Genomic DNA, 19189 nt, shown 5'->3' on the forward strand with positions numbered 1-19189 from the left:
TCACAAATTATTTACACGATGGGTCTGGATTATTCCTAACTGTTCTATATATAGAACGCAAAGACAAATCAAGCGAACAGTAAGCGCGGCCCGAAAATGCGATATTTACCGATACATGTTGATACCAAAGATGCACAAATATTGATTGTGGGCGGTGAGGGGGCTGCTGAAGCGAAGCTCAGAACGCTGATTAAATCAGACGCTCACCTCCATGTGGTCGCTCCAGAAATTAGCCCTGAAATTACCCGTTGGTTGGATAAAGGCTTGTTAAAGCACTCATCGCGTGACTTTCAAGCTTCAGACTTAGAGGGCATTCGCCTTGTCTATGCGGCTACTGAAGATGATGAACTTAATTTAGAAATTGGCGACTTAGCCCGCTCAAAAGGGCTCCTAGTCAATGCTGCCGACCAGAAAGAGGCTTGCGATTTTATCACGCCAGCTTTGGTGGATCGCAGCCCCGTTATCGTTTCTATCGGGACCGAGGGGACAAGCCCTAGCCTTGCTCGAGCCGTCAAAACTGATCTAGAAGCGCGACTTCCATCAGGTCTTGGAACCTTAGCTCTTATCATCAACGACCTTCGTGCAAGAGTTAAAGCCGCAATTCCAAGTTTGGCCAGACGCCAGCTTTTTTGGGCCGATATTTTTGACGGTAAAGACTTGGTCAGTCAGTTGCGCGTCTCAGGGGAAGGCTTGACGCAACGCGTCGAAGATAAGCTCGAGGGCCATAATAAGCGTAAAGTTGGCGGTGTATCCCTCGTTGGCGCCGGGCCCGGTAACCCTGATTTGCTAACCTTGGCGGCGCGGCAAAAACTGCATAGCGCTGATGTCATCGTCTATGACCGTCTCGTCAGTCAAGGTGTTCTCGATTTTGGACGGCGTGAAGCTGAATATATATATGTGGGTAAAGAGCCGGGCGGAAAATCGACGCCGCAAGATGAAATAAATGCTATCATAATTAAGAAGGCTTTGGACGGCGACACTGTTATCCGCCTCAAAAGTGGTGACCCGCTTATTTTTGGACGTGCAGATGAAGAGATCGACGCGTTGGAAACCGCGGGCATTTCCTATGATATTGTTCCAGGTATAACCTCTGCGGCCTCTGCTGCGGCCGAAATAGGCGCATCACTCACTACGCGCGGACACAATAAAGCAGTTTCTTTCCTGACAGGACATGATGCCAAGGGCTTTGCGGAACATGATTGGAAAGGTTTGGCCACTGGCGGAGCTCGTGCCGCTGTCTATATGGGTGTTGGGGCGTCAGGCTTTATTCAAGGGCGATTGCTGATGCATGGTGCGGAAAAGGACCTACCAGTTACCGTTGTAGAAAATGCGTCGCGGGAGTCGCAGATTATTGTCGCAACGACATTAGAACGACTTGCTGAAGATATTAAATCTAATGGAATTAAAGGCCCTGCGATTTTGCTTCTAGGATATAAGCCTAGATCAATCGCGGAAGATTCATTTAAAACGGAGGCCGCTCAATGAGTACCTTGAAGCATAAGGGCAAAGGTCCTCAGAGCTTGACAGCTAATGAATTGCGCGAGGGCATGAATGTCTGGCTGACAGAAGATTTTAATTGGTCACGCAAATATAGTGATGCGCTGCAAACTGAAGACGAAAGCGTCATTGAAAAGATGCAGGTTAAGGGTGAGGCCGATGAAAATGAGAACTTGGTCGTAGGTGTTTATTTCATCGATGTGGAACCCGACACAGGACTGCCTGTGCGTTACCGTGAAAAATTTCGGGTCAAGGGCCCGAGCTATGATACCGCTGACGAGCTCGGCCTGCAGAAAGTTAAATAATGTATCGTTACGATGAATTTGATCATGAGGTTGTTCAATCTCGGGTAAAGCAATTTACGGCGCAAGTAGAGCGCCGATTGGATGGACGTTTAACAGAGGCACAATTCAGACCACTTCGCCTCATGAATGGTCTTTACCTACAGCTCCATGCTTACATGCTGCGCGTGGCAGTGCCATATGGAACTCTGTCTTCGAAACAGATGCGGCAGCTTGCCATGATAGCGGATAAATATGACCGAGGTTACGGTCACATCACAACGCGCCAGAATGTGCAGTTTAACTGGCCAGAGCTCACCGATGTGCCCGACATCCTCCAGGATCTAGCAGATGTCGAAATGCATGGCTTCCAGACATCAGGCAATTGTATTCGCAATGTGACATCTGATCCCTATGCAGGGGCAACAGCTGAAGAAATCGAAGACCCACGTCCGACCGCAGAATTACTGCGCCAATGGTCAACACTCCACCCTGAATTTGCGTTCTTACCCCGTAAGTTCAAAATTGCCGTGGTCGCATCCAAGACAGACCGAGCTGTTATTCGTGCGCATGATATCGGAATCGAGATCGTTAAAAATGAGGCGGGTGAAGTGGGTTATCATATTATAGTTGGCGGAGGTTTAGGTCGCACGCCGATCATCGGCCAAACGCTACGCGCGTTCCTACCGCGTGAAGAATTGCTCCCATATCTCGAAGCGACATTGCGTGTTTATAACCGATATGGACGCCGGGATAATAAATATAAGGCGCGTATTAAAATCTTGGTTACTGAAACAGGTATCGAAGAGTTCACGAAGCAAGTCGAAGACGAATATGCGACGTTAGAACCTCTCGATATAGCGGTTTCACCTGAAGAAGTCGCGCGTATTACCGCTTACTTTGCAGACCCTGAATTTGAAAAACTGCCGGCTCATAACGATAGTTACAAAGCTAAATTGCTTGATGATAAAGACTTTGCGCTTTGGGCAGAAAATAACCTAGCGGAGCACAAGCAGGACGGTTACGCCATCGTCAATATCTCCCTTAAACCGCTCGACCTTGCGCCGGGTGATATTACTGCGGAGCAAATGCGGGCTGTCGCTGATCTTGCGGATGAATATTCATTCAGTGAAATTCGCACGACTCATCAGCAGAATATAGTTCTACCTCATGTTAAAAAATCTGACCTATATGCGCTTTATGAGGAACTTAAGAAAGTTAAGCTGGCCGCCGATAATATCGGCCTGATTTCCGACATCATTTGCTGCCCAGGAATGGATTTTTGTGCTCTGGCGACAGCTCGGTCTATTCCAGTTTCGCAAGCCATTGCGCAGCGTTTTTCTGACCCTGCGCGGCAACGCGCCATCGGTGAAATGCAGATTAAAATTTCAGGCTGCATCAATGCTTGTGGGCATCACCATGTTGGACATATTGGCATACTCGGGCTCGAAAAAGCGGGCGTTGAATTTTATCAAGTCAAGCTAGGGGGTGATGCTTCTGAGAACGCAGCAGTGGGCAAAGTGACCGGGCCAGGCTTCAGTCAGGAAGAACTTGTCGATGGCATAGAGCGTCTTGTCGATTATTACCTCGAAGTCCGCGAAGACGAAGAACGCTTCATCGATAGCTTCAACCGGCTTGGCATGGCTCCGTTTAAGGAGGCGCTTTATGCCGCTTAATTCAGTTTTGATAAAAGACGGCCACTCGCAATCTGGCGACGATTATGATGATGTTCCGGCTCTTGAAGATTTCCTGAGCTCAAATAGCGGCGACGCTGTGCGGCTCCCAAATGACGTTGATTTAGAGACAGTGAAGTTACGCTTGTCTAATCTGAAAACAATCCTTGTTGATTTTCCCGCCTTTACAGATGGTCGCGGCTTTTCCATAGCGCGAGAGCTCCGTAAAAAATATGGCTATGAGAAATTGTTAATTGCCGAAGGTCCGCTCATCCCTGACCAATATGCCTTTGCGTTGCAATGCGGCTTTGATGCCATAGAAGTTGATGAGGAGACATTCGCGCGGCAAACAGAAAGTGATTGGTTTAACGCCATGGACTCTTTTGGCCTGACCTATCAACGCGGCTATGCTTTTAAACAAGGTCCGGCGCTTTCCGTTTTTGATGCACGCAAAACCTCTCGCGTTGCCGCAAATTCTGACGACCCTTATCACGGCGTTTCAGCCGAAACGGCTTTGCGACAAGCCATCATACACTACGACGGCAAGATCGTTTTGGCCTCTTCATTAGGAGCTGACTCTGCTGTCATGCTGCACATGGTATCAAAAATAGACCCAGATTTACCGATTGTGTTTCTTGATACAGGTAAACATTTTCGTGAGACGCTGGCTTATCGCGACATGTTGATTGAAGATTTAGGGTTGACGAATTTTCAAAATATTCGACCTGATGCGAAAGAAGTCAAAGCCGAGGATGCAGATGGTATGCTTAACCAAAGCGAACCGGATATGTGCTGTAATCTGCGAAAGGTTCGCCCGCTTGACCGTGTTCTAGAGGGATATGATGCGCGTATTACAGGCCGTAAGCGCTACCAAACGCGGGACCGCGCCAATATGCCGATTTTAGAACTCGGTGGACGTATGGCCAAGGTCAACCCACTGGCTTATTGGACCGCAAAAGACGTGACCGCATATATGCGTAAACACGACCTGCCGCCCCATCCTATGTTAGCGCTAGGCTATCTCTCTATTGGATGCCAGCCTTGCACAACACGTGTTGCAGAGGGAGAAGACCCCCGTGCAGGACGTTGGAGGAATAGCGAGAAGACTGAATGCGGTATTCACTATATCGATGGAAAATGGGTGCAGGTGCCGGAGAAGAAGACGTTTGAAGTTTTTTAGCCTAAACCTTACAATCGAGGTATGTCGCGAGTAAGTGAAAAAGTAAAAAATATCAGCAGCTTGATAGCGGCTGCTTTGCTTTTCATTTTTCTCAGCTTGATGTTTTTTCCGTGGTTTAAGTGGGAAGAACAAAAGAGCATAACGGGAACTGTCGAGAGATTGACGATTTCGCAAAGCACATATGGTTCCACTCCTTATTATGTAGTGCAACTTAAGAACGGAAAATTTATTAAAGTCAAAGCTCCATCGCAAAGTAATTACAAGAAAGATGACGAAATTAAGTTGAGATTGTTTATCGATAAAAGGAATGAAAACGTGCGTCGCTACGCCGTAAAGGTGCCATAGTCTAATTACTTTTATAATAATCTACGGTGATAGCCGTGCCGCATAACTCTCAAATTCAAACCGCCGCCCGCTATGAGCATTGAAGATGCCCGCTACGCAGACTTCGTCATTGCGGATAGCCAGTAATGGTGCACCTGAAGATTTGTAATGGCCTCGGCAGTTTGTAGTAATGAGGTTGTTTTTGATGGATCTGACTTTGCAAAAAGGTGACAGGCCCAAAGTGCCATTACCATCAATGGACTGAACGAGAACATATTTTGTGGATGTTTTGAGGTTCTCACAAATGTCAAAACCTGTGTGGGGTGTTAAATTAGGCCATTGCGCAACATCATAGGCGACGTCTTCTATTGTGCCGCTATCCTTAAAGTTTTTTGCCGTTTCTCCATCCTCAAGCAATATCTTTCCAACTTTGCAGTGTTGGTTCTTTCTTTGCGCCATGGTCAAATTATGGGCGGCAGAAATGATGCGTGAACCCTCTTTGGTTTTTGCCACAAAAGCGGTTGAGGGTTTTCCGTTCGTGCCGCAATCTATCAACAAGGTGTTATCTTGAATGGTTTTCAAAACGGTGGAGGTAAAGCGCTCAATAGCCTCTTGGGAATACAGGCCTATGCGGTCCTCTTTTCCAAAGAAACTTTCGTAATTATGCGCATAACTTTGTGCGTTAGACGGACCCGCTAAAAACAATAGTGTTAATAGGACGAGGCTCACTCTCATTTATGACGACCTGTAAGCTCTTTAATCACGCTCTCAAACTTAACATCCTTCGCCGTCAACAGCACCAGTAAATGATACACCAAATCAGCTGCCTCACTTGTGAGTTTATCCTCTGTCTCGGCCACAGCGGCGAGGGCGGTTTCTACGCCTTCTTCGCCGACCTTTTGTGCGGCGCGGCGTAAGGGGCCTTGCAGGAGGGAGGCTGTGTAGCTGCTATCTGCATCAGCGGATTTGCGGCCTTCAATAAGGTCTTCAAGATAGGCCAGAAATCCCAAACCTTCGGGGCCGGTTTCGCTAAAACAACTCACCGTGCCTTCGTGACAGGTTGGGCCTGTAGGCGTTGCACGAACCAGCAACGTGTCATTGTCACAATCGACTGTAATGGATTGTAATTTCAGCGTATTTCCGCTAGTTTCGCCTTTTGTCCAAAGCTCTTGACGCGAACGACTATAAAATGTCACCAGCTCAGTATCCTGCGTCTTTGCAAGTGAAGCCTCATTCATATAGCCTAGCATAAGAACTTGTTCGGTCTTAGCGTCTTGGACAATTGCGGGAACGAGGCCGCCGCCTTTTTCCCAATTAATAGATGCATTATCGATTTTCATAATCTTATCTCTATGCCGCGCGATTTTAGATCGGCTTTTAGGTCAGGGATGGCGATGACGGATTTGTGGAAAACACTTGCCGCCAAAGCACCATCCACATTCGCGTGTTTGAATACATCTTCAAAATGCTCGGTTGCGCCCGCCCCGCCAGACGCGATTAGCGGAACAGGGCAAACTTTACGAACAGTTGATAACTGCTTGATATCATATCCTTTTCTAATACCGTCTTGGTTCATGCAATTCAGCACAATTTCGCCTGCGCCGCGCTCGGCGGCTTCGGCGGCCCAATCCAGAGTCTGACGTCCTGTCTCGCGCGTTTTGTCAGGATCGCCCGTATGGGATTTGACGCGATATGTGCCGTTCTCTTCAAATGTGTCGATACCAACGACAACACATTGACGACCATAGGCATCACAAAGCTCATTGATGAGCTCTGGCCGCGCGAGAGCTGGCGAATTGATACTAATTTTATCTGCGCCTGATGCCAGACGTGTGCCTGCAGCTTCTACCGTTTTAATGCCGCCCGCTACGCAGAAGGGTATGTCGATGGAGCGAGAGACCTTGCTGACCCAGTCAGGACTGACTGTGCGGTCATCAACGGAGGCTGTAATATCATAAAAGACCAGTTCATCCGCGCCTTCAGCGGCATAGCGCAGCGCAAGATCAACAATGCCGCCCACATCTTCGTGATTACGAAATTGCACGCCTTTAACCACGCGGCCATCACGCACATCCAGACAGGGAATAATACGCCGCGCTAACACGCGATCGCATCTTCAAGCGTAAAGCGTTCTTCATAGAGAGCTTTACCAATGATAACGCCATGAGGGTTGAGCGCTTTAAGCTCGGCGACATGGTCTAATGTTCCAACTCCGCCCGATGTAATGAGATCAAGCGTCGGGTAATTAGTCATAATTTGCTTGTAGAGATCAATGTTAGAGCCGCCTTCGACGCCGTCCCGGCCAATATCTGTGACCAATATTGTTTTAAGGCCAGTGCCCATATAATCGTCAAGGACATGCCAAAGCGTGCGCTCTCCGGCCTCTGTCCAGCCGCGTGTGGCAGGATAAGGGTCTCCGTCCTCACCAATATTCACATCAAGCGCCACGCATACACGTTCTTGCCCGACTTCGGAAATCCAGAACTTGACCATTTGGGGATTAGTCACCGCTAAAGACCCGATGACAGCGCGTTCGACACCGCCTTGAAGTAAGCGTTGAATTTGAGCCAACTCGCGTAATCCGCCGCCCGTTTGTACTTTTAAGCCACTTTCCGCAGCGACATCCAAGATAAGATCTGTTTGAGCTGTTTTACCGTCCTTGGCACCGTCAAGATCTACAACATGCATCCATTCAGCCCCAGCTGCTGCATAGCTTTTAGCAACGTCCAAAGGAGGGACGGTATAGTCTGTTCGCTTATTAAAATCACCTTTTAGGAGGCGGACACATCCACCATCCATCAGATCTATTGCGGGGTATATCATGCGGGGACTTTCAGGAAATTTTCGAGTATTTTTGCGCCGACGCGGCTACTGCGTTCAGGGTGGAATTGACAACCATAAACATTTTTATGCCTTACAATGGCTGAAAAATCTTCTCCATATTCTGATGTCGCCAAAGTGATGTTTGTTACAGGAGCAGCGAAACTATGCACGAAATAGGCATAATCATTATCATTGATGCCTTCGAGTAATGGGTCATCGCTTTTCTTGGTAAGTGTGTTCCATCCCATATGGGGTGAAGGTAGTTTTTTAGTGTTCAAGGCTTTCACGGTTCCAGGAACGAGGCCCAGTCCTTTTACAGGTGAGCCGCCTTCTTCAAGTGTCTCAAAAATCAACTGCATGCCAAGGCATATTCCCATGACAGGTTGCGTCAGGTTTCGTAAAGCAGGTGTTAGGCCCTTGGCATTTATGCTCTTCATTGCATAAGGCGCTGCGCCGACGCCGGGTAAGATAACGCGCTGAGCTTTTGTGATTGTTTCAACTTTGTCTGAGATCACAGCTTCAACCCCCAAACGGTCAAAGGCGAATTTGACCGATGAGAGGTTAGCTACGCCTGTATCAACGATAACGAGCGACATCAAATAACGCCTTTTGTCGAGGCGATATCTGTGCCGCTACGGGCAAAGGCGGGGCGCAGGGCACGGGCGACACCTTTGAAACTAGCTTCAATCATGTGGTGTGTGTTCTCGCCTTCAACATCAATTTGAATAGCCGCGCCAAGTGTTTGCGCGAGGCTCTCAAAAACATGTGGACACATTTCAGCTGGGAACTCACCTACATGATCTGTTGGGAACTCACCTTTGAAAGTCATTGCGGCACGGCCTGATAGATCAATCGCAACGCGGGCTTGTGTTTCGTCCATTGGCATCACAAAGCCAAAGCGACCAATACCTGCTTTATCGCCAAGCGCCTGTTTGAGGGCCGTGCCAAGGGCGAGGGCGCAATCCTCAACTGTATGGTGAGCATCAATTTCTAAATCACCTTTGCAGGTCAAGATAAGCCCAAAATTACCGTGTTTCGCTAAACTTTCGAGCATATGATCATAGAAACCAATACCCGTATCCGACTTGATCGCACTGGCGTCATCCAAGTTCACGCGCACAGATATATCGGTTTCTTTAGTGGTACGGTGAACTTCGCCAATTCGGTCAGGACGGGTTTCCGGCAAGGCTATTCCAAATGCTTTTAGCGCAACTGTGTTCTCTTCTGGAGAGCCGATAGAAATGCGCATGTGACCAGTAGTGGAGCGGTAATCCCGAATCTTCACTTGCCGCCGGGCAAGTTCCCGCATCAAGGTCTCATCGTCTTTCACATCAATTAAAAGGAAATTTGCTTCGGATGGCCAGACCTTACTTATGAAAGGGGATGTCTGAAGCTCGGTGAACATGCGCTCACGTTCGAGCAGCCATTCATCCAAGCGTGCGGCATGCGTGCTCATGGCTGCTGGGGATAAGGCGGCTAAGATAGCTTTTTCAACAGGCCGCGCAATTGGATAAGGTGGTAGTACCTTCAACATCAAAGTAATCACGCGAGGATCGGCGATTGCAACCCCGCCCCGTACACCTGCCAAGGCATAAGCTTTGGACAATGTACGCATAGCAACCAGGTTCTGAAAACTTGAGATTTTCGTCGTGTAGCTTGGCAATGATGAAAATTCTTCATAGGCTTCGTCAACGACGATTAGAGTCTCCGGGCAAGCCTCGCAGAGCTGTTCGACCAAATTATCGTTGATAACTGTGCCTGTCGGATTATTGGGCGTGCAGAGGAAGACAATTTTCAAGTTTCTTGCCGTCTTAGCTCTTTTTAAAACTGCCGCCGTATCCCATTGGTAATCTTTAGTTAGCGGCACATCAATAATACCTGCCCCCTGAATTTGCGCGCAAGTTTTGTAGTATCCGAAAGTTGGCGAACAAATCAGAATATTGTCTTGGCCATCTTCGCAAAACGTCCGGAGTAAAACTTCAATGGCTTCATCCGCGCCGCGTCCCACCATGATGCGTTCAGCTGTCGTGCCATAGAGATCAGCAAGACGTTGACGCAGAGCAGGGGGCTGTTGCTCAGGATAACGGTTATACTCTTCCGCGCCTTTGACAGGCGGCGGGGCATAAGGGCTCTCATTTGCATCCAAATGAAGCGCACCCGTGGAGCCTCCGCGGGCCGAATAAGCGGCAAAATCTACAATAGCTTTGCGGGCAATATTATCGGGCCAATTAGACATTATGTTTTGCTTTCGAGTCTAAGGGACACAGCGCGTCTATGCGCTTCGAGCCCTTCCATTTCAGCCAGCTTTTCAACAGCCGGACCAATGCGTTCCAAGCCTTTTCGGGTCAATTTTTGAACACTTATATATTTAATGAAACTCTCTAAGGTCACGCCGCTATAGGCCCGCGCTGCCCCGTAAGTCGGCAAAGTATGATTGGTGCCGCTGGCATAATCGCCAACAGATTCTGGCGTCCAGGGCCCCAAAAATATCGATCCGGCGTTTCTGATTGCGGGTACAAGTGTATTTGGTTTGTTGATTTGTAAAATGAGGTGCTCAGGCGCGTATCGATTAATAATATCAACCACATCGCCGCGATTATCGGCTATTATCATGCGAGATTGCGCCATCGCTTTTTCTGCAATGTCTCTACGCGGAAGCGTAGCGATCTGAATGTCTATTTTTTTCCGGATTTTATCTGCAGCAGCCTGTGACGTGGCGACACATATGGCTTGCGCCAAGGTGTCATGTTCAGCTTGACTCAATAAGTCAGAAGCGACGAATGCTGGATTAGCTTTGTCATTTGCGACAACCATAGCTTCGCTAGGGCCTGCTGGCATATCGATCGCAGGGCCGCCAGGCTCCTGAGCTGCTAGGGATTTTGCCGTTGCGACATAAGCATTGCCTGGTCCGAATATTTTATCACAACGCGGGATCGTTTCAGTACCGTAAGCTAAAGCGGCAATAGCTTGCGCGCCACCGCAAACATAAACGTTGGTCACTTTACAATAATAAGCCGCGGCCAAAATAGCAGGATTGACCTGTCCGTCTTTACCTGGGGGTGTTACAACGATGCGGTATCTCACGCCGGCTACTTTTGCGGGGATAGCCAGCATAAGCAGAGTTGAAATAAGCGGGGCAGTTCCGCCGGGAACATAGAGTCCTGCTGTTTCAATAGCACGGGCTTCGCGGCGGCAGATTACGCCCTTCGTGGTTTCAACCTCGATATCTTTTGGTATTTGAGCTTGGTGGAACTTTTTGATGTTTTTGCGGGCAAGCTTAATCGCATTTTTCTGATCTTCAGCTAGGTTTTGCCAAGCTGTTTTCAGTGCCTCTTGTGGAACCTTTAAGTCTTCTAGGCTTACCCCATCAAATTTCCGGGTGAAGTCAATGACTGCCTTATCACCTTCCGATTTGACCCTGTGCATTATGTCTTGCACAGATGCAATGAGCGCAGGATCGGACAGACCCGCAGGGCGAGATAGAGCGACTTTCCTCGCCGCCTCGTCTAAATCTGTCCAGATAAAGGTTTTCATTAGCTCATCATTTTTTCAATGGGGAGTACGAGAATCGCCCTTGCCCCCAAAGCTTTCAGATCCTCAAGAGTTTCCCAAAATATATTTTCAGTACACACAGCTTGAAGCGCGACGAGGTTGTCACTACCGGCCAGCGGGATTATGGTCGGCGCGTCAGACCCTGGTAGCAGAGCTGTGATGGCCTCGACTTTATCTTTAGGCGCGTTGAGCATAATATATTTGGTCTCGGCGGATTTTATCACCCCGTCTATGCGGCGCATGAGCTTGTCGAGTAGGGCTTGCTTCTCAGGCGATAGCTTGCGGCCAGATTGGACAAGCACAGCTTCGCTTTCAAGAATCGTTTCAAACGCTGTTAGGCCGTTAGCTTCGAGTGTTGCGCCGGATGACACTAAGTCGCAAATACTCTCCGCGATACCAATAGATGGAGCGAGTTCGACGGCGCCTTTCATTTCTACTAATTTGGCGTCAATATTCTGATCTTTTAAAAAACGCCCTAAGACACCAGGATATGTCGTGGCAATACGTGTGCCTTCAAGGTCACCGAATTTCATGATGCCGCTACTCTCCGATGCCGCGAGACACAGTTTACAGCGAGAAAAGCCTAGGCGCATTGTAATTTCAGCGTCCAGTTTGTCTTTGGCCACAAGCTGTTCCTCAACCAAGACATTTTCTCCTACAATTCCGATATCAGACGCATCATTTGCGACAAAGCTTGGAATGTCGTCATCACGTACTAAGAGCAGATCAATCGGCATATTTTTAACGCGCGCCAGTAATCCGTCCCCACGAATAGCAAAGCGAAGTCCGCATTTTTTAAGAAGGGCAAAGCTATCATCAGCTAAACGCCCCTTTTTCTGAAGCGCAATTCTAAGGCGTTCGGTCATGGTAAAACTCTATGTATTTTCGGATCGCTGCAAACGATCCAAGACCGCGCGATAACCTTGATGTGGTTCGTCTTTAAGGAAACGCGCGACGCGGCCAATAGTTGTCGTGGAAACACCCGTCAAGGCATTGATTTCACGGTAGCTTTGATCACCGCTATCCAAGATTTGGGCAACATGCCAACGCTCTGCTAAAGCCCGCAATTCAGCGGGCGTGCAAAGGTCCACTAAGAAGCGCTCCATCTCTTCTGCCGTCTTGACTGAGGTGAGGGCAATAGCGAGGTTTTCGCGGGTTGTTATTTGTGGTGTGTTTGTCATATCATCCGTTATAGTGTGTTATCGTGCTAATACACTGATCGCTATGAAGCGCAACCTCTTATTTCAGGAATATTGACACAATTCAGTAAAGACGATTGCGCTTCAAAGAGCTTTGGTCCTGAACAATCTCACCCTTAATCCGCCGTGAGCAATAGGCGGGCCTGTCGGGAGCCAAGGTAGTTTTGTGGCTTCAGCAAGTTTTGAATCTGACGTTATCAAGCCGACACGCCACCCGCTGAACCGTTCTCGCATAACATCACCAAAGGCAGTATAGAGAGCAAATAGATCCTTCTTTTTACCTATACGGGCGCCATAGGGTGGGTTCACGATGATTAAACCGTTGGGCCCGTCAGGCCTTTCAATAGTCGAAAGAGGCAGGGGTTTAAAAGTGCACATATCAAGTACTCCAGCCCGTTCGGCATTGGCTTTTGAAAAACCGATAACATTGACATTACGGTCAGACCCATAGAAGCGCTGTTGGCTTTGGCGGGGCTTCCAAGTCTCATGAAACCTTTTTACGGCACCCGGGTCGTAGCTTGCTAATTTTTCGAAAGCAAAACTACGGTAACGACCGGCCATGAGGTTTCGGGACATTTCAGCCGCTTCGATAAGGAAGGTGCCCGACCCGCACATGGGATCAAGAACGGGCTCATTCCCGCTATAGCCGCAACCCCGCAAAGCGAGTGCCGCCATTGTTTCTCTAAGAGGGGCCTTGCCCATAGCTTGTTTGTAACCGCGCTTATGTAGTCCGACGCCAGATGTATCGACGGAAAACCTTACATTGTTGTCGTCAATGCGCGCTTTGATGATAATATCCGCGTCTTCCATAGAGGTCGCAATCTTAGATCCAAATTCTTCATGTATAGCTCGCTCAATCCTCTCTATGGCTGCACCAGCATGATAGATTTTACTCTTGCGGTTTGTAACCACTTCCACCTTAACGGTATGACCAGGCATAAGAGTCTCATCCCAGGGAAATTTTCGGGCGCGCTTGTCCAATTGCGCTAAGTGAAAAGCACGAAATTCACCGATGCGAGCGAGAACTTTAGACGCACCTCTGAGCGTTAAGTTTGCACGCCATACATCTTCCCAATGACCTCGCACGGTAACTCCGCCGCCAACAGCTTTGGCGCCTTTAAACCCACGCTCAATAACCTCTTGCAATAAGAGCGCTTCTAACCCTGGCTGAGTGCCCAGAAAAATTTCAAAATCGTTTTGATTATTCATGAAGGCTTTCTGACAGAATTATCAGAAAAATATATGGCTAAATGAAGCTTCTTAAACATGAGCTTGTCTAATCCTTAATCTTGAAACTTATTCTGAATCCTGACAGGACGAACTATGGACAGTCTTGGCTCCAAATCTGAGAAAGCTCGTCAATCCCCAGTTGCACGCCAATGGGGGTGGCTCAAAGGATATAATGGCGGGTTGTTCACTGACGATTTGGTTGCTGCGATAATCGTGACGATCCTCTTGGTTCCGCAATCACTGGCTTACGCATTATTGGCAGGTCTACCGCCCCAGGTGGGTATTTATGTTTCTATTTTTCCTCTGTTAGTTTATGCCGCTTTCGGATCATCTCGATATTTAAACGTTGGCCCGACTGCGGTTATTTCATTAATGACCGCGGCTGCGATTGCGACCCTTCCAGAAGGCACCCGGCTTATTAGCGCCGCAGCTCTGGCCGTTATGACCGGTGGGATATTGCTCATCGCAGGTTTGCTTAAGGCTGGATTTGTCATGAATTTCGTCTCAAGACCCGTTGTCTCCGCTTATATTACCGGCGCAGCTCTTTTAATTATATTTAGTCAGCTCAAACATATTTTTGGAATTACCGCGAGCGGTAATACCGTCTTTGCTCTGCTGGGTGATATATGGGCGAACTTGCCAAATACTAATATTGCGGCTCTAGAAATAGGTTTGGCGGCCATCATTATATTGTGGGGTATTAAAAAATACTTTGCTTACGCGCTTATCAGGCTACACGTCAAAAGCCGTACGGCGAAACTAATTGGCCGCATGGCGCCTATTGTAATTGTCGCTATCTTCATCGCCATTAGCGCTATTTTTAATTTTACTGACAGATATGATGTGCGTGTTGTGGGGACTATCCCTTCAGGACTGCCGCCTTTTAGCTTCCCCATGTTAACGATACCCAAATTTCAAGCTCTGTTAGTTCCAGCAATCGTTATTGCAATTGTTGCCTTTGTTGATAGCACCTCTACGGCACAGGAGTTGGCCGCGAGAGCAAGGAATCGCATCGATTCAAATAAAGAACTCTTAGGTTTGGGCGCCTCTAATATCGTCGCGGGTTTGTCCGGCGGTTATCCGATCAATGGAAGCATGTCTCGCTCGGCTGTTAATTTCAGTGCAGGTGGGCAGACCCAAATCGTTGGTTTGCTAGTGGCCGCTTTCATGGCTCTGACAGCTGTGTTCTTAACGCCTGTTCTAAAAGCGCTCCCCTTAGCCGTCTTAGCAGCTTTGATAATTGTGGCCTGTTTTGGCTTGCTTGATTTCAAAAGCTTGTGGCGCACTTGGATATATAGCCGTGCAGACGGCATAACGGCCTTGGCAACATTCTTAGCGGTTCTTCTTCTGGGCGTTCAATGGGGTGTGCTGGCTGGGGTTGTGCTCGCCATGGCTTTGCATATCAGCTCGACACTTCAGCCCCATATGCCTTTAGTGGGCCGTTTCCCCGGAACTGAGCATTATAGAGATGCTGAAAGGTTTAACGTCGAAACCAATGATGTCGTCAAAACTTTGCGGATCGATGAGAGCCTCTACTATGCCAATGCCCGCTATTTGGAAGATAAGGTTGCACGTGTTGTCGCTTATAGCCCAGACATGACGGATTTGGTGCTGATGTGCACGGCTGTTAACCGCATTGATGCGAGTGCCCTTTCCAGCCTTGAAGAAATCAATAAACGCCTAAGGAGCGCAGGCATAAGTCTGCATTTTTCTGATATGCAAAGCCGCGTAAAGGAAAGGCTGTTCAGATCAAACTTCTTAGATAGGTTATCTGGACAAATATTTCTGTCCCAACATGAGGCGATGGAAGAACTTGAGCCTGATCCGGATTGGGCGCAATTTTCTGACCACATTGATATCCATTAGACCGTAAGGGCGGGTGACGCCAAAATATAGATTTTGATTTACAGCAAGCGCTTGTTTTGTCTATGTTCGTTGAGAATGAGCCTTGCGAGCGCGATTACCGCGTTCCGGCCAAAAATGTGAGAACGACGATGCCGGACGGTGATATGTCCGGGAGCGGAGTTTCGGGGGACGCTCAATTAGAGACGCGCAAACCGACTCGGCGACGGACCAAGCGGCGTGGTTCCGGGGGGCAAGCTCCTCAGAGCAAGAAAGCGCCAACATATGCAGCCCTCGATTTAGGGACGAATAACTGCCGATTACTTGTCGCGCGCCCCAGTGGCGACAGCTTTAAGGTTATCGATAGCTATTCTCGCGCTGTTCGCTTAGGCAATGGCTTGACTGCGACAGGTCGCTTATCTGAGGCGAGTATGGACGCCGCTGTAGAAGCCCTAACTGTTTGCGCAAAAAAGATGAAGGCCCGCCGCGTAAAGCGATGGCGCTGTATCGCGACAGAGGCATGCCGAAAAGCGGAAAACGGAAAAGAGTTCCTGGACCGCGTGAAATCTGAATCAGGAATAAGCTTAGAGATTATATCTCCGCGTGTTGAATCGCGGTTGGCTGTCATGGGTTGTCTTAACCTCGTCGATACGACTAAGGATGTTGTACTCGTTATTGATATTGGCGGCGGTTCCACAGAGCTAAGCTGGGTGGATGTGCGCCGTTTGCGCAACCCTGAAAGGACTATGAAAATTCATCGTCCTCCAATTAGTGCTTGGGCCTCTCTTCCCATTGGCGTTGCTACGCTTTCTGAGCGCGTACCAGAAATAGAGGATCGTGCGAGGTGGTATGAAAGCATGAAGCAAACAGTTCGCGATGAAATATCCAAAGCGGGCTGCGACACACGTTTTACAAATAGCTTCAAGGACGGAAAGGGTCATTTGATTGGAACATCAGGCACCATCACATCACTCGCTGGTATTCACCTCAAATTGCCTTATTATCAGCGTGATAAAGTTGATGGCCTGTGGCTTAGAAGCTCTGATGCGGTTCGCGTGGCACGGGATATGGCCTCTAGATCACCGGCGGAACGCGCAAAAGAGCCGTGTATTGGTGAGGATCGTTCCAAATTACTCGTCGCAGGCTGTGCCATTACAGATGTTTTGTGCGAGATGTGGCCGAGTAAGATGGTGCGCGTGGCAGATCGTGGTTTACGTGAAGGCATGTTAATGGGGCTTATGCAGCAGAGTCAAAAGGTCAACTTCGTCAAGGAGGTGCCATCTGATGACTGATGATAAGACACCTAACCGCATGTCAGGCGCAAAGCCGACGGCACCCAAACGGGGTCGTAAGACCGCTAAGATGGATAAGGCAAATGCGACGCGGATGATGACGCATAAAGTCAAAACGGCGCGTGGACGTAAGATATCCTCAAAGCTCTGGATTGAACGCCAAATCAACGACCCTTATGTAAGAGAAGCCAAAATAAAAGGCTATCGCTCCCGCGCCGCTTTTAAGCTGCTTGAACTCGACGAGAAATTTAAGCTGGTTTCAAAAGATGCTCTTATCGTTGACCTTGGATGCGCACCGGGCGGTTGGGTTCAAATTGCGCTTAAGCTTGGCGCAGAGCGTGTGGTGGGTATCGATATACTGCCTGTGGAACCTATTGGCAGTGCGGATATGATAGAGATGGACTTTATGGACGAGAAAGCGCCCGCACGGTTGAAGAGTATGTTGGGCGGTCAGCCTGATGTGGTTCTATCTGATTTGGCAGCAAATACGACAGGTCACCGTCAAACAGACCATTTAAAGACTGTTTCACTTGTAGAAGCCGCCGCTGATTTTGCTATGGATGTTCTTAAGCCTGGCGGCAGTTTTGTAACGAAAGTATTCCAAGGCGGTGCCGAAGGGCGGCTGCTGAATACGCTCAAACATAATTTTAAAACCGTGAAACATGCCAAACCAAAAAGCTCCCGGGCAGGGAGTCCTGAAATGTATCTAGTCGCGCAAGGATTTAAAGCGCGTAAGGGTAGATAAAACCTGAAACCTAAATACACTAGCCCTTAACTTTTCCCTTTGCATTGCTCCCTAATCACTGATAATCGCCGCTTGCAAAAGTAGGAGACTCCGATGGAGATTCGAGAAGGCTTAACCTTCGATGACGTTCTTTTGCAGCCGCAGGCTTCGGATATTCTTCCGGCGGATGCGGTTCTGAAAACACGGCTCACAAAAAAGATAAATATCAACGTGCCTTTAGTCTCCGCGGCTATGGATACTGTCACCGAAGCCACGCTTGCCATCGCCATGGCCCAAACGGGCGGTATTGGCGTTATTCACCGTAATTTATCGATTGAAGAACAAGCCGAAGAAGTTCGCAAAGTTAAGCGCTTTGAGAGCGGCATGGTGGTTAATCCAATTACCATTGGCCCTGATGCGACGCGTGCTGAATTAGCAGCACTCGGCGATCGTCATAATATTTCCGGCATTCCTGTTGTTGAAGGTGACCGAAAGCTCGTCGGGATTGTGACTAATCGTGACGTGCGTTTTGCAGATGACCCTAATGAAACAGTCGCAAACCTAATGACGCGCGATGTCGTGACCGTAAAATTAGGCGCTAATGAAGACGAGGCACGAGGACTGCTCCATAAGCACCGTATAGAGCGCCTTGTTGTGGTTGATGATAATGGACGTTGCGTTGGCCTCATTACAGTCAAGGATATGGACAAAGCTTTGTCTCACCCCAATGCATGTAAAGATAGCAAAGGACGCTTACGCGTAGCGGCGGCTTCAACTGTCGGTGAGGCTGGGTATAATCGCGCTGTCGCTTTGATCGCTGCAGGGGCTGATGCGGTCGTAATTGATACGGCGCATGGTCATAGTTCTAAAGTTATTGAGACCGTTAAGCGTTTAAAAACAGACTATCCTGAGGCGCAAATCATTGCGGGTAATATTGCGACAGCGTCTGCGGCAAAGGCGCTGATTGATGCGGGTGCAGACGCTATTAAAGTCGGCATAGGCCCCGGCTCAATCTGCACCACACGTATAGTGGCTGGCGTCGGCGTACCACAGCTCACTGCGATTATAGATGCCTGTTCTGTGGCCACCAAAGCGGGCGTTCCAATTATTGCAGATGGCGGTATTAAATACTCAGGTGATATGGCCAAAGCCCTCGCGGCGGGCGCTGAATGTGCCATGGTCGGGTCGCTCCTCGCGGGCGCAGAGGAAACGCCGGGTGAAGTCTTTCTCTATCAAGGACGGTCATATAAGTCTTATCGCGGTATGGGATCCGTCTCTGCTATGGCACGAGGTTCAGCAGATCGTTATTTCCAAAAGGAAGTGAACGACACGATGAAGCTTGTCCCCGAAGGTATTGAAGGCCGAATTGCCTATAAAGGACCGGTTGGCCCAATTCTTCACCAGTTATTGGGCGGGATACGCGCAACGATGGGCTATACAGGGTCGCTAACAATCAAAGATTTACACAAAAATGCAGAGTTTGTTAAAATCACAAATGCCGGTTTACGTGAGAGCCATGTACATGACGTGCATATCGCCCGTGAAGCCCCCAACTATTCGATGCCGAGCTAG

Annotated in this window: 18 protein-coding genes; 8 read left to right on the forward strand and 10 right to left on the reverse strand. The window is 48.7% G+C overall.

All coding sequences use genetic code 11. The features are described from left to right. Positions 1 to 96: 96 nt before the first annotated feature. From cysG to F569_RS15815, 4 genes are read left to right on the forward strand one after another with little or no spacing between them, the layout of a single operon-like run. On the forward strand, positions 97 to 1485 hold the full coding sequence (gene cysG, locus F569_RS15805; protein WP_034386981.1) for a siroheme synthase CysG: 1389 nt from the start codon (positions 97 to 99) through the stop codon (positions 1483 to 1485). After that, positions 1482 to 1802, forward strand: a complete 321-nt coding sequence (locus F569_RS15810; protein WP_051279031.1) for a DUF2849 domain-containing protein — start codon at positions 1482 to 1484, stop codon at positions 1800 to 1802. Before cysG ends, F569_RS15810 begins: the two co-directional genes overlap by 4 nt. After that, entirely contained in the window at positions 1802 to 3454 is a 1653-nt protein-coding gene (locus F569_RS0100540) for a nitrite/sulfite reductase (RefSeq protein WP_026940575.1), read from the forward strand. Before F569_RS15810 ends, F569_RS0100540 begins: the two co-directional genes overlap by 1 nt. After that, the gene (locus F569_RS15815; protein ID WP_084168678.1) at positions 3444 to 4631 is read left to right on the forward strand and encodes a phosphoadenylyl-sulfate reductase; all 1188 of its coding nucleotides are present in this window, start codon (positions 3444 to 3446) and stop codon (positions 4629 to 4631) included. Before F569_RS0100540 ends, F569_RS15815 begins: the two co-directional genes overlap by 11 nt. A 366-nt stretch (positions 4632 to 4997) precedes the next feature. Here F569_RS15815 and F569_RS0100555 read toward each other — a convergent pair whose 3' ends face one another. The 10 genes from F569_RS0100555 to F569_RS0100600 all read right to left on the reverse strand — a co-directional run bounded on the left by F569_RS0100555 (position 4998) and on the right by F569_RS0100600 (position 13738). Then, a complete protein-coding gene (locus tag F569_RS0100555) occupies positions 4998 to 5690 on the reverse strand; it encodes a hypothetical protein (RefSeq protein ID WP_026940577.1) in 693 nt (230 codons plus the stop codon). Continuing rightward, positions 5687 to 6295, reverse strand: coding sequence for a bifunctional phosphoribosyl-AMP cyclohydrolase/phosphoribosyl-ATP diphosphatase HisIE (gene hisIE, locus F569_RS0100560; RefSeq protein ID WP_034386983.1), 609 nt, complete (start codon positions 6293 to 6295; stop codon positions 5687 to 5689). Before hisIE ends, F569_RS0100555 begins: the two co-directional genes overlap by 4 nt. Next, entirely contained in the window at positions 6292 to 7059 is a 768-nt protein-coding gene (gene hisF, locus F569_RS0100565; RefSeq protein ID WP_026940579.1) for an imidazole glycerol phosphate synthase subunit HisF, read from the reverse strand. The genes hisIE and hisF overlap by 4 nt, the downstream gene beginning before the upstream one ends. Beyond that, complete coding sequence (hisA, locus tag F569_RS0100570) at positions 7053 to 7778, reverse strand: 1-(5-phosphoribosyl)-5-[(5-phosphoribosylamino)methylideneamino]imidazole-4-carboxamide isomerase (RefSeq protein ID WP_026940580.1); 726 nt, start codon at positions 7776 to 7778, stop codon at positions 7053 to 7055. Before hisA ends, hisF begins: the two co-directional genes overlap by 7 nt. Beyond that, entirely contained in the window at positions 7775 to 8374 is a 600-nt protein-coding gene (gene hisH, locus F569_RS0100575) for an imidazole glycerol phosphate synthase subunit HisH (protein WP_026940581.1), read from the reverse strand. Before hisH ends, hisA begins: the two co-directional genes overlap by 4 nt. Then, positions 8374 to 10014 (reverse strand): histidinol-phosphate transaminase, encoded by a 1641-nt coding sequence (gene hisC / locus F569_RS18605; protein WP_051279033.1) that lies wholly within the window; start codon positions 10012 to 10014, stop codon positions 8374 to 8376. The genes hisH and hisC overlap by 1 nt, the downstream gene beginning before the upstream one ends. Beyond that, entirely contained in the window at positions 10014 to 11312 is a 1299-nt protein-coding gene (gene hisD / locus F569_RS0100585) for a histidinol dehydrogenase (RefSeq protein ID WP_026940582.1), read from the reverse strand. The genes hisC and hisD overlap by 1 nt, the downstream gene beginning before the upstream one ends. Further along, positions 11312 to 12196 (reverse strand): ATP phosphoribosyltransferase, encoded by an 885-nt coding sequence (gene hisG, locus F569_RS0100590; protein ID WP_026940583.1) that lies wholly within the window; start codon positions 12194 to 12196, stop codon positions 11312 to 11314. Before hisG ends, hisD begins: the two co-directional genes overlap by 1 nt. A gap of 9 nt (positions 12197 to 12205) precedes the next feature. Then, positions 12206 to 12511: a YerC/YecD family TrpR-related protein gene (locus tag F569_RS0100595; RefSeq protein WP_026940584.1), complete on the reverse strand. Its 306-nt coding sequence runs from the start codon at positions 12509 to 12511 to the stop codon at positions 12206 to 12208. A gap of 102 nt (positions 12512 to 12613) precedes the next feature. Further along, entirely contained in the window at positions 12614 to 13738 is a 1125-nt protein-coding gene (locus F569_RS0100600; protein WP_026940585.1) for a THUMP domain-containing class I SAM-dependent RNA methyltransferase, read from the reverse strand. A gap of 114 nt (positions 13739 to 13852) precedes the next feature. On the opposite strand from F569_RS0100600, the gene F569_RS0100605 reads away from it, so the two are divergent. From F569_RS0100605 to guaB, 4 genes are all read left to right on the forward strand, one after another. Beyond that, on the forward strand, positions 13853 to 15625 hold the full coding sequence (locus tag F569_RS0100605) for a SulP family inorganic anion transporter (RefSeq protein WP_026940586.1): 1773 nt from the start codon (positions 13853 to 13855) through the stop codon (positions 15623 to 15625). Positions 15626 to 15687: 62 nt separating this feature from the next. Beyond that, entirely contained in the window at positions 15688 to 16893 is a 1206-nt protein-coding gene (locus tag F569_RS15825; RefSeq protein ID WP_154813595.1) for a Ppx/GppA phosphatase family protein, read from the forward strand. Then, positions 16886 to 17638 carry an RlmE family RNA methyltransferase gene (locus F569_RS15830; protein ID WP_233353550.1) on the forward strand — a complete coding sequence of 251 codons (753 nt, stop codon included), beginning with the start codon at positions 16886 to 16888 and terminating at the stop codon, positions 17636 to 17638. Before F569_RS15825 ends, F569_RS15830 begins: the two co-directional genes overlap by 8 nt. A gap of 93 nt (positions 17639 to 17731) precedes the next feature. Continuing rightward, a complete protein-coding gene (gene guaB / locus F569_RS0100620) occupies positions 17732 to 19189 on the forward strand; it encodes an IMP dehydrogenase (protein ID WP_026940587.1) in 1458 nt (485 codons plus the stop codon).

Origin of the sequence: Hellea balneolensis DSM 19091, assembly GCF_000428525.1 — a bacterium.
In the GTDB taxonomy this organism is placed as follows: Bacteria; Pseudomonadota; Alphaproteobacteria; order Caulobacterales; family Maricaulaceae; genus Hellea; species Hellea balneolensis.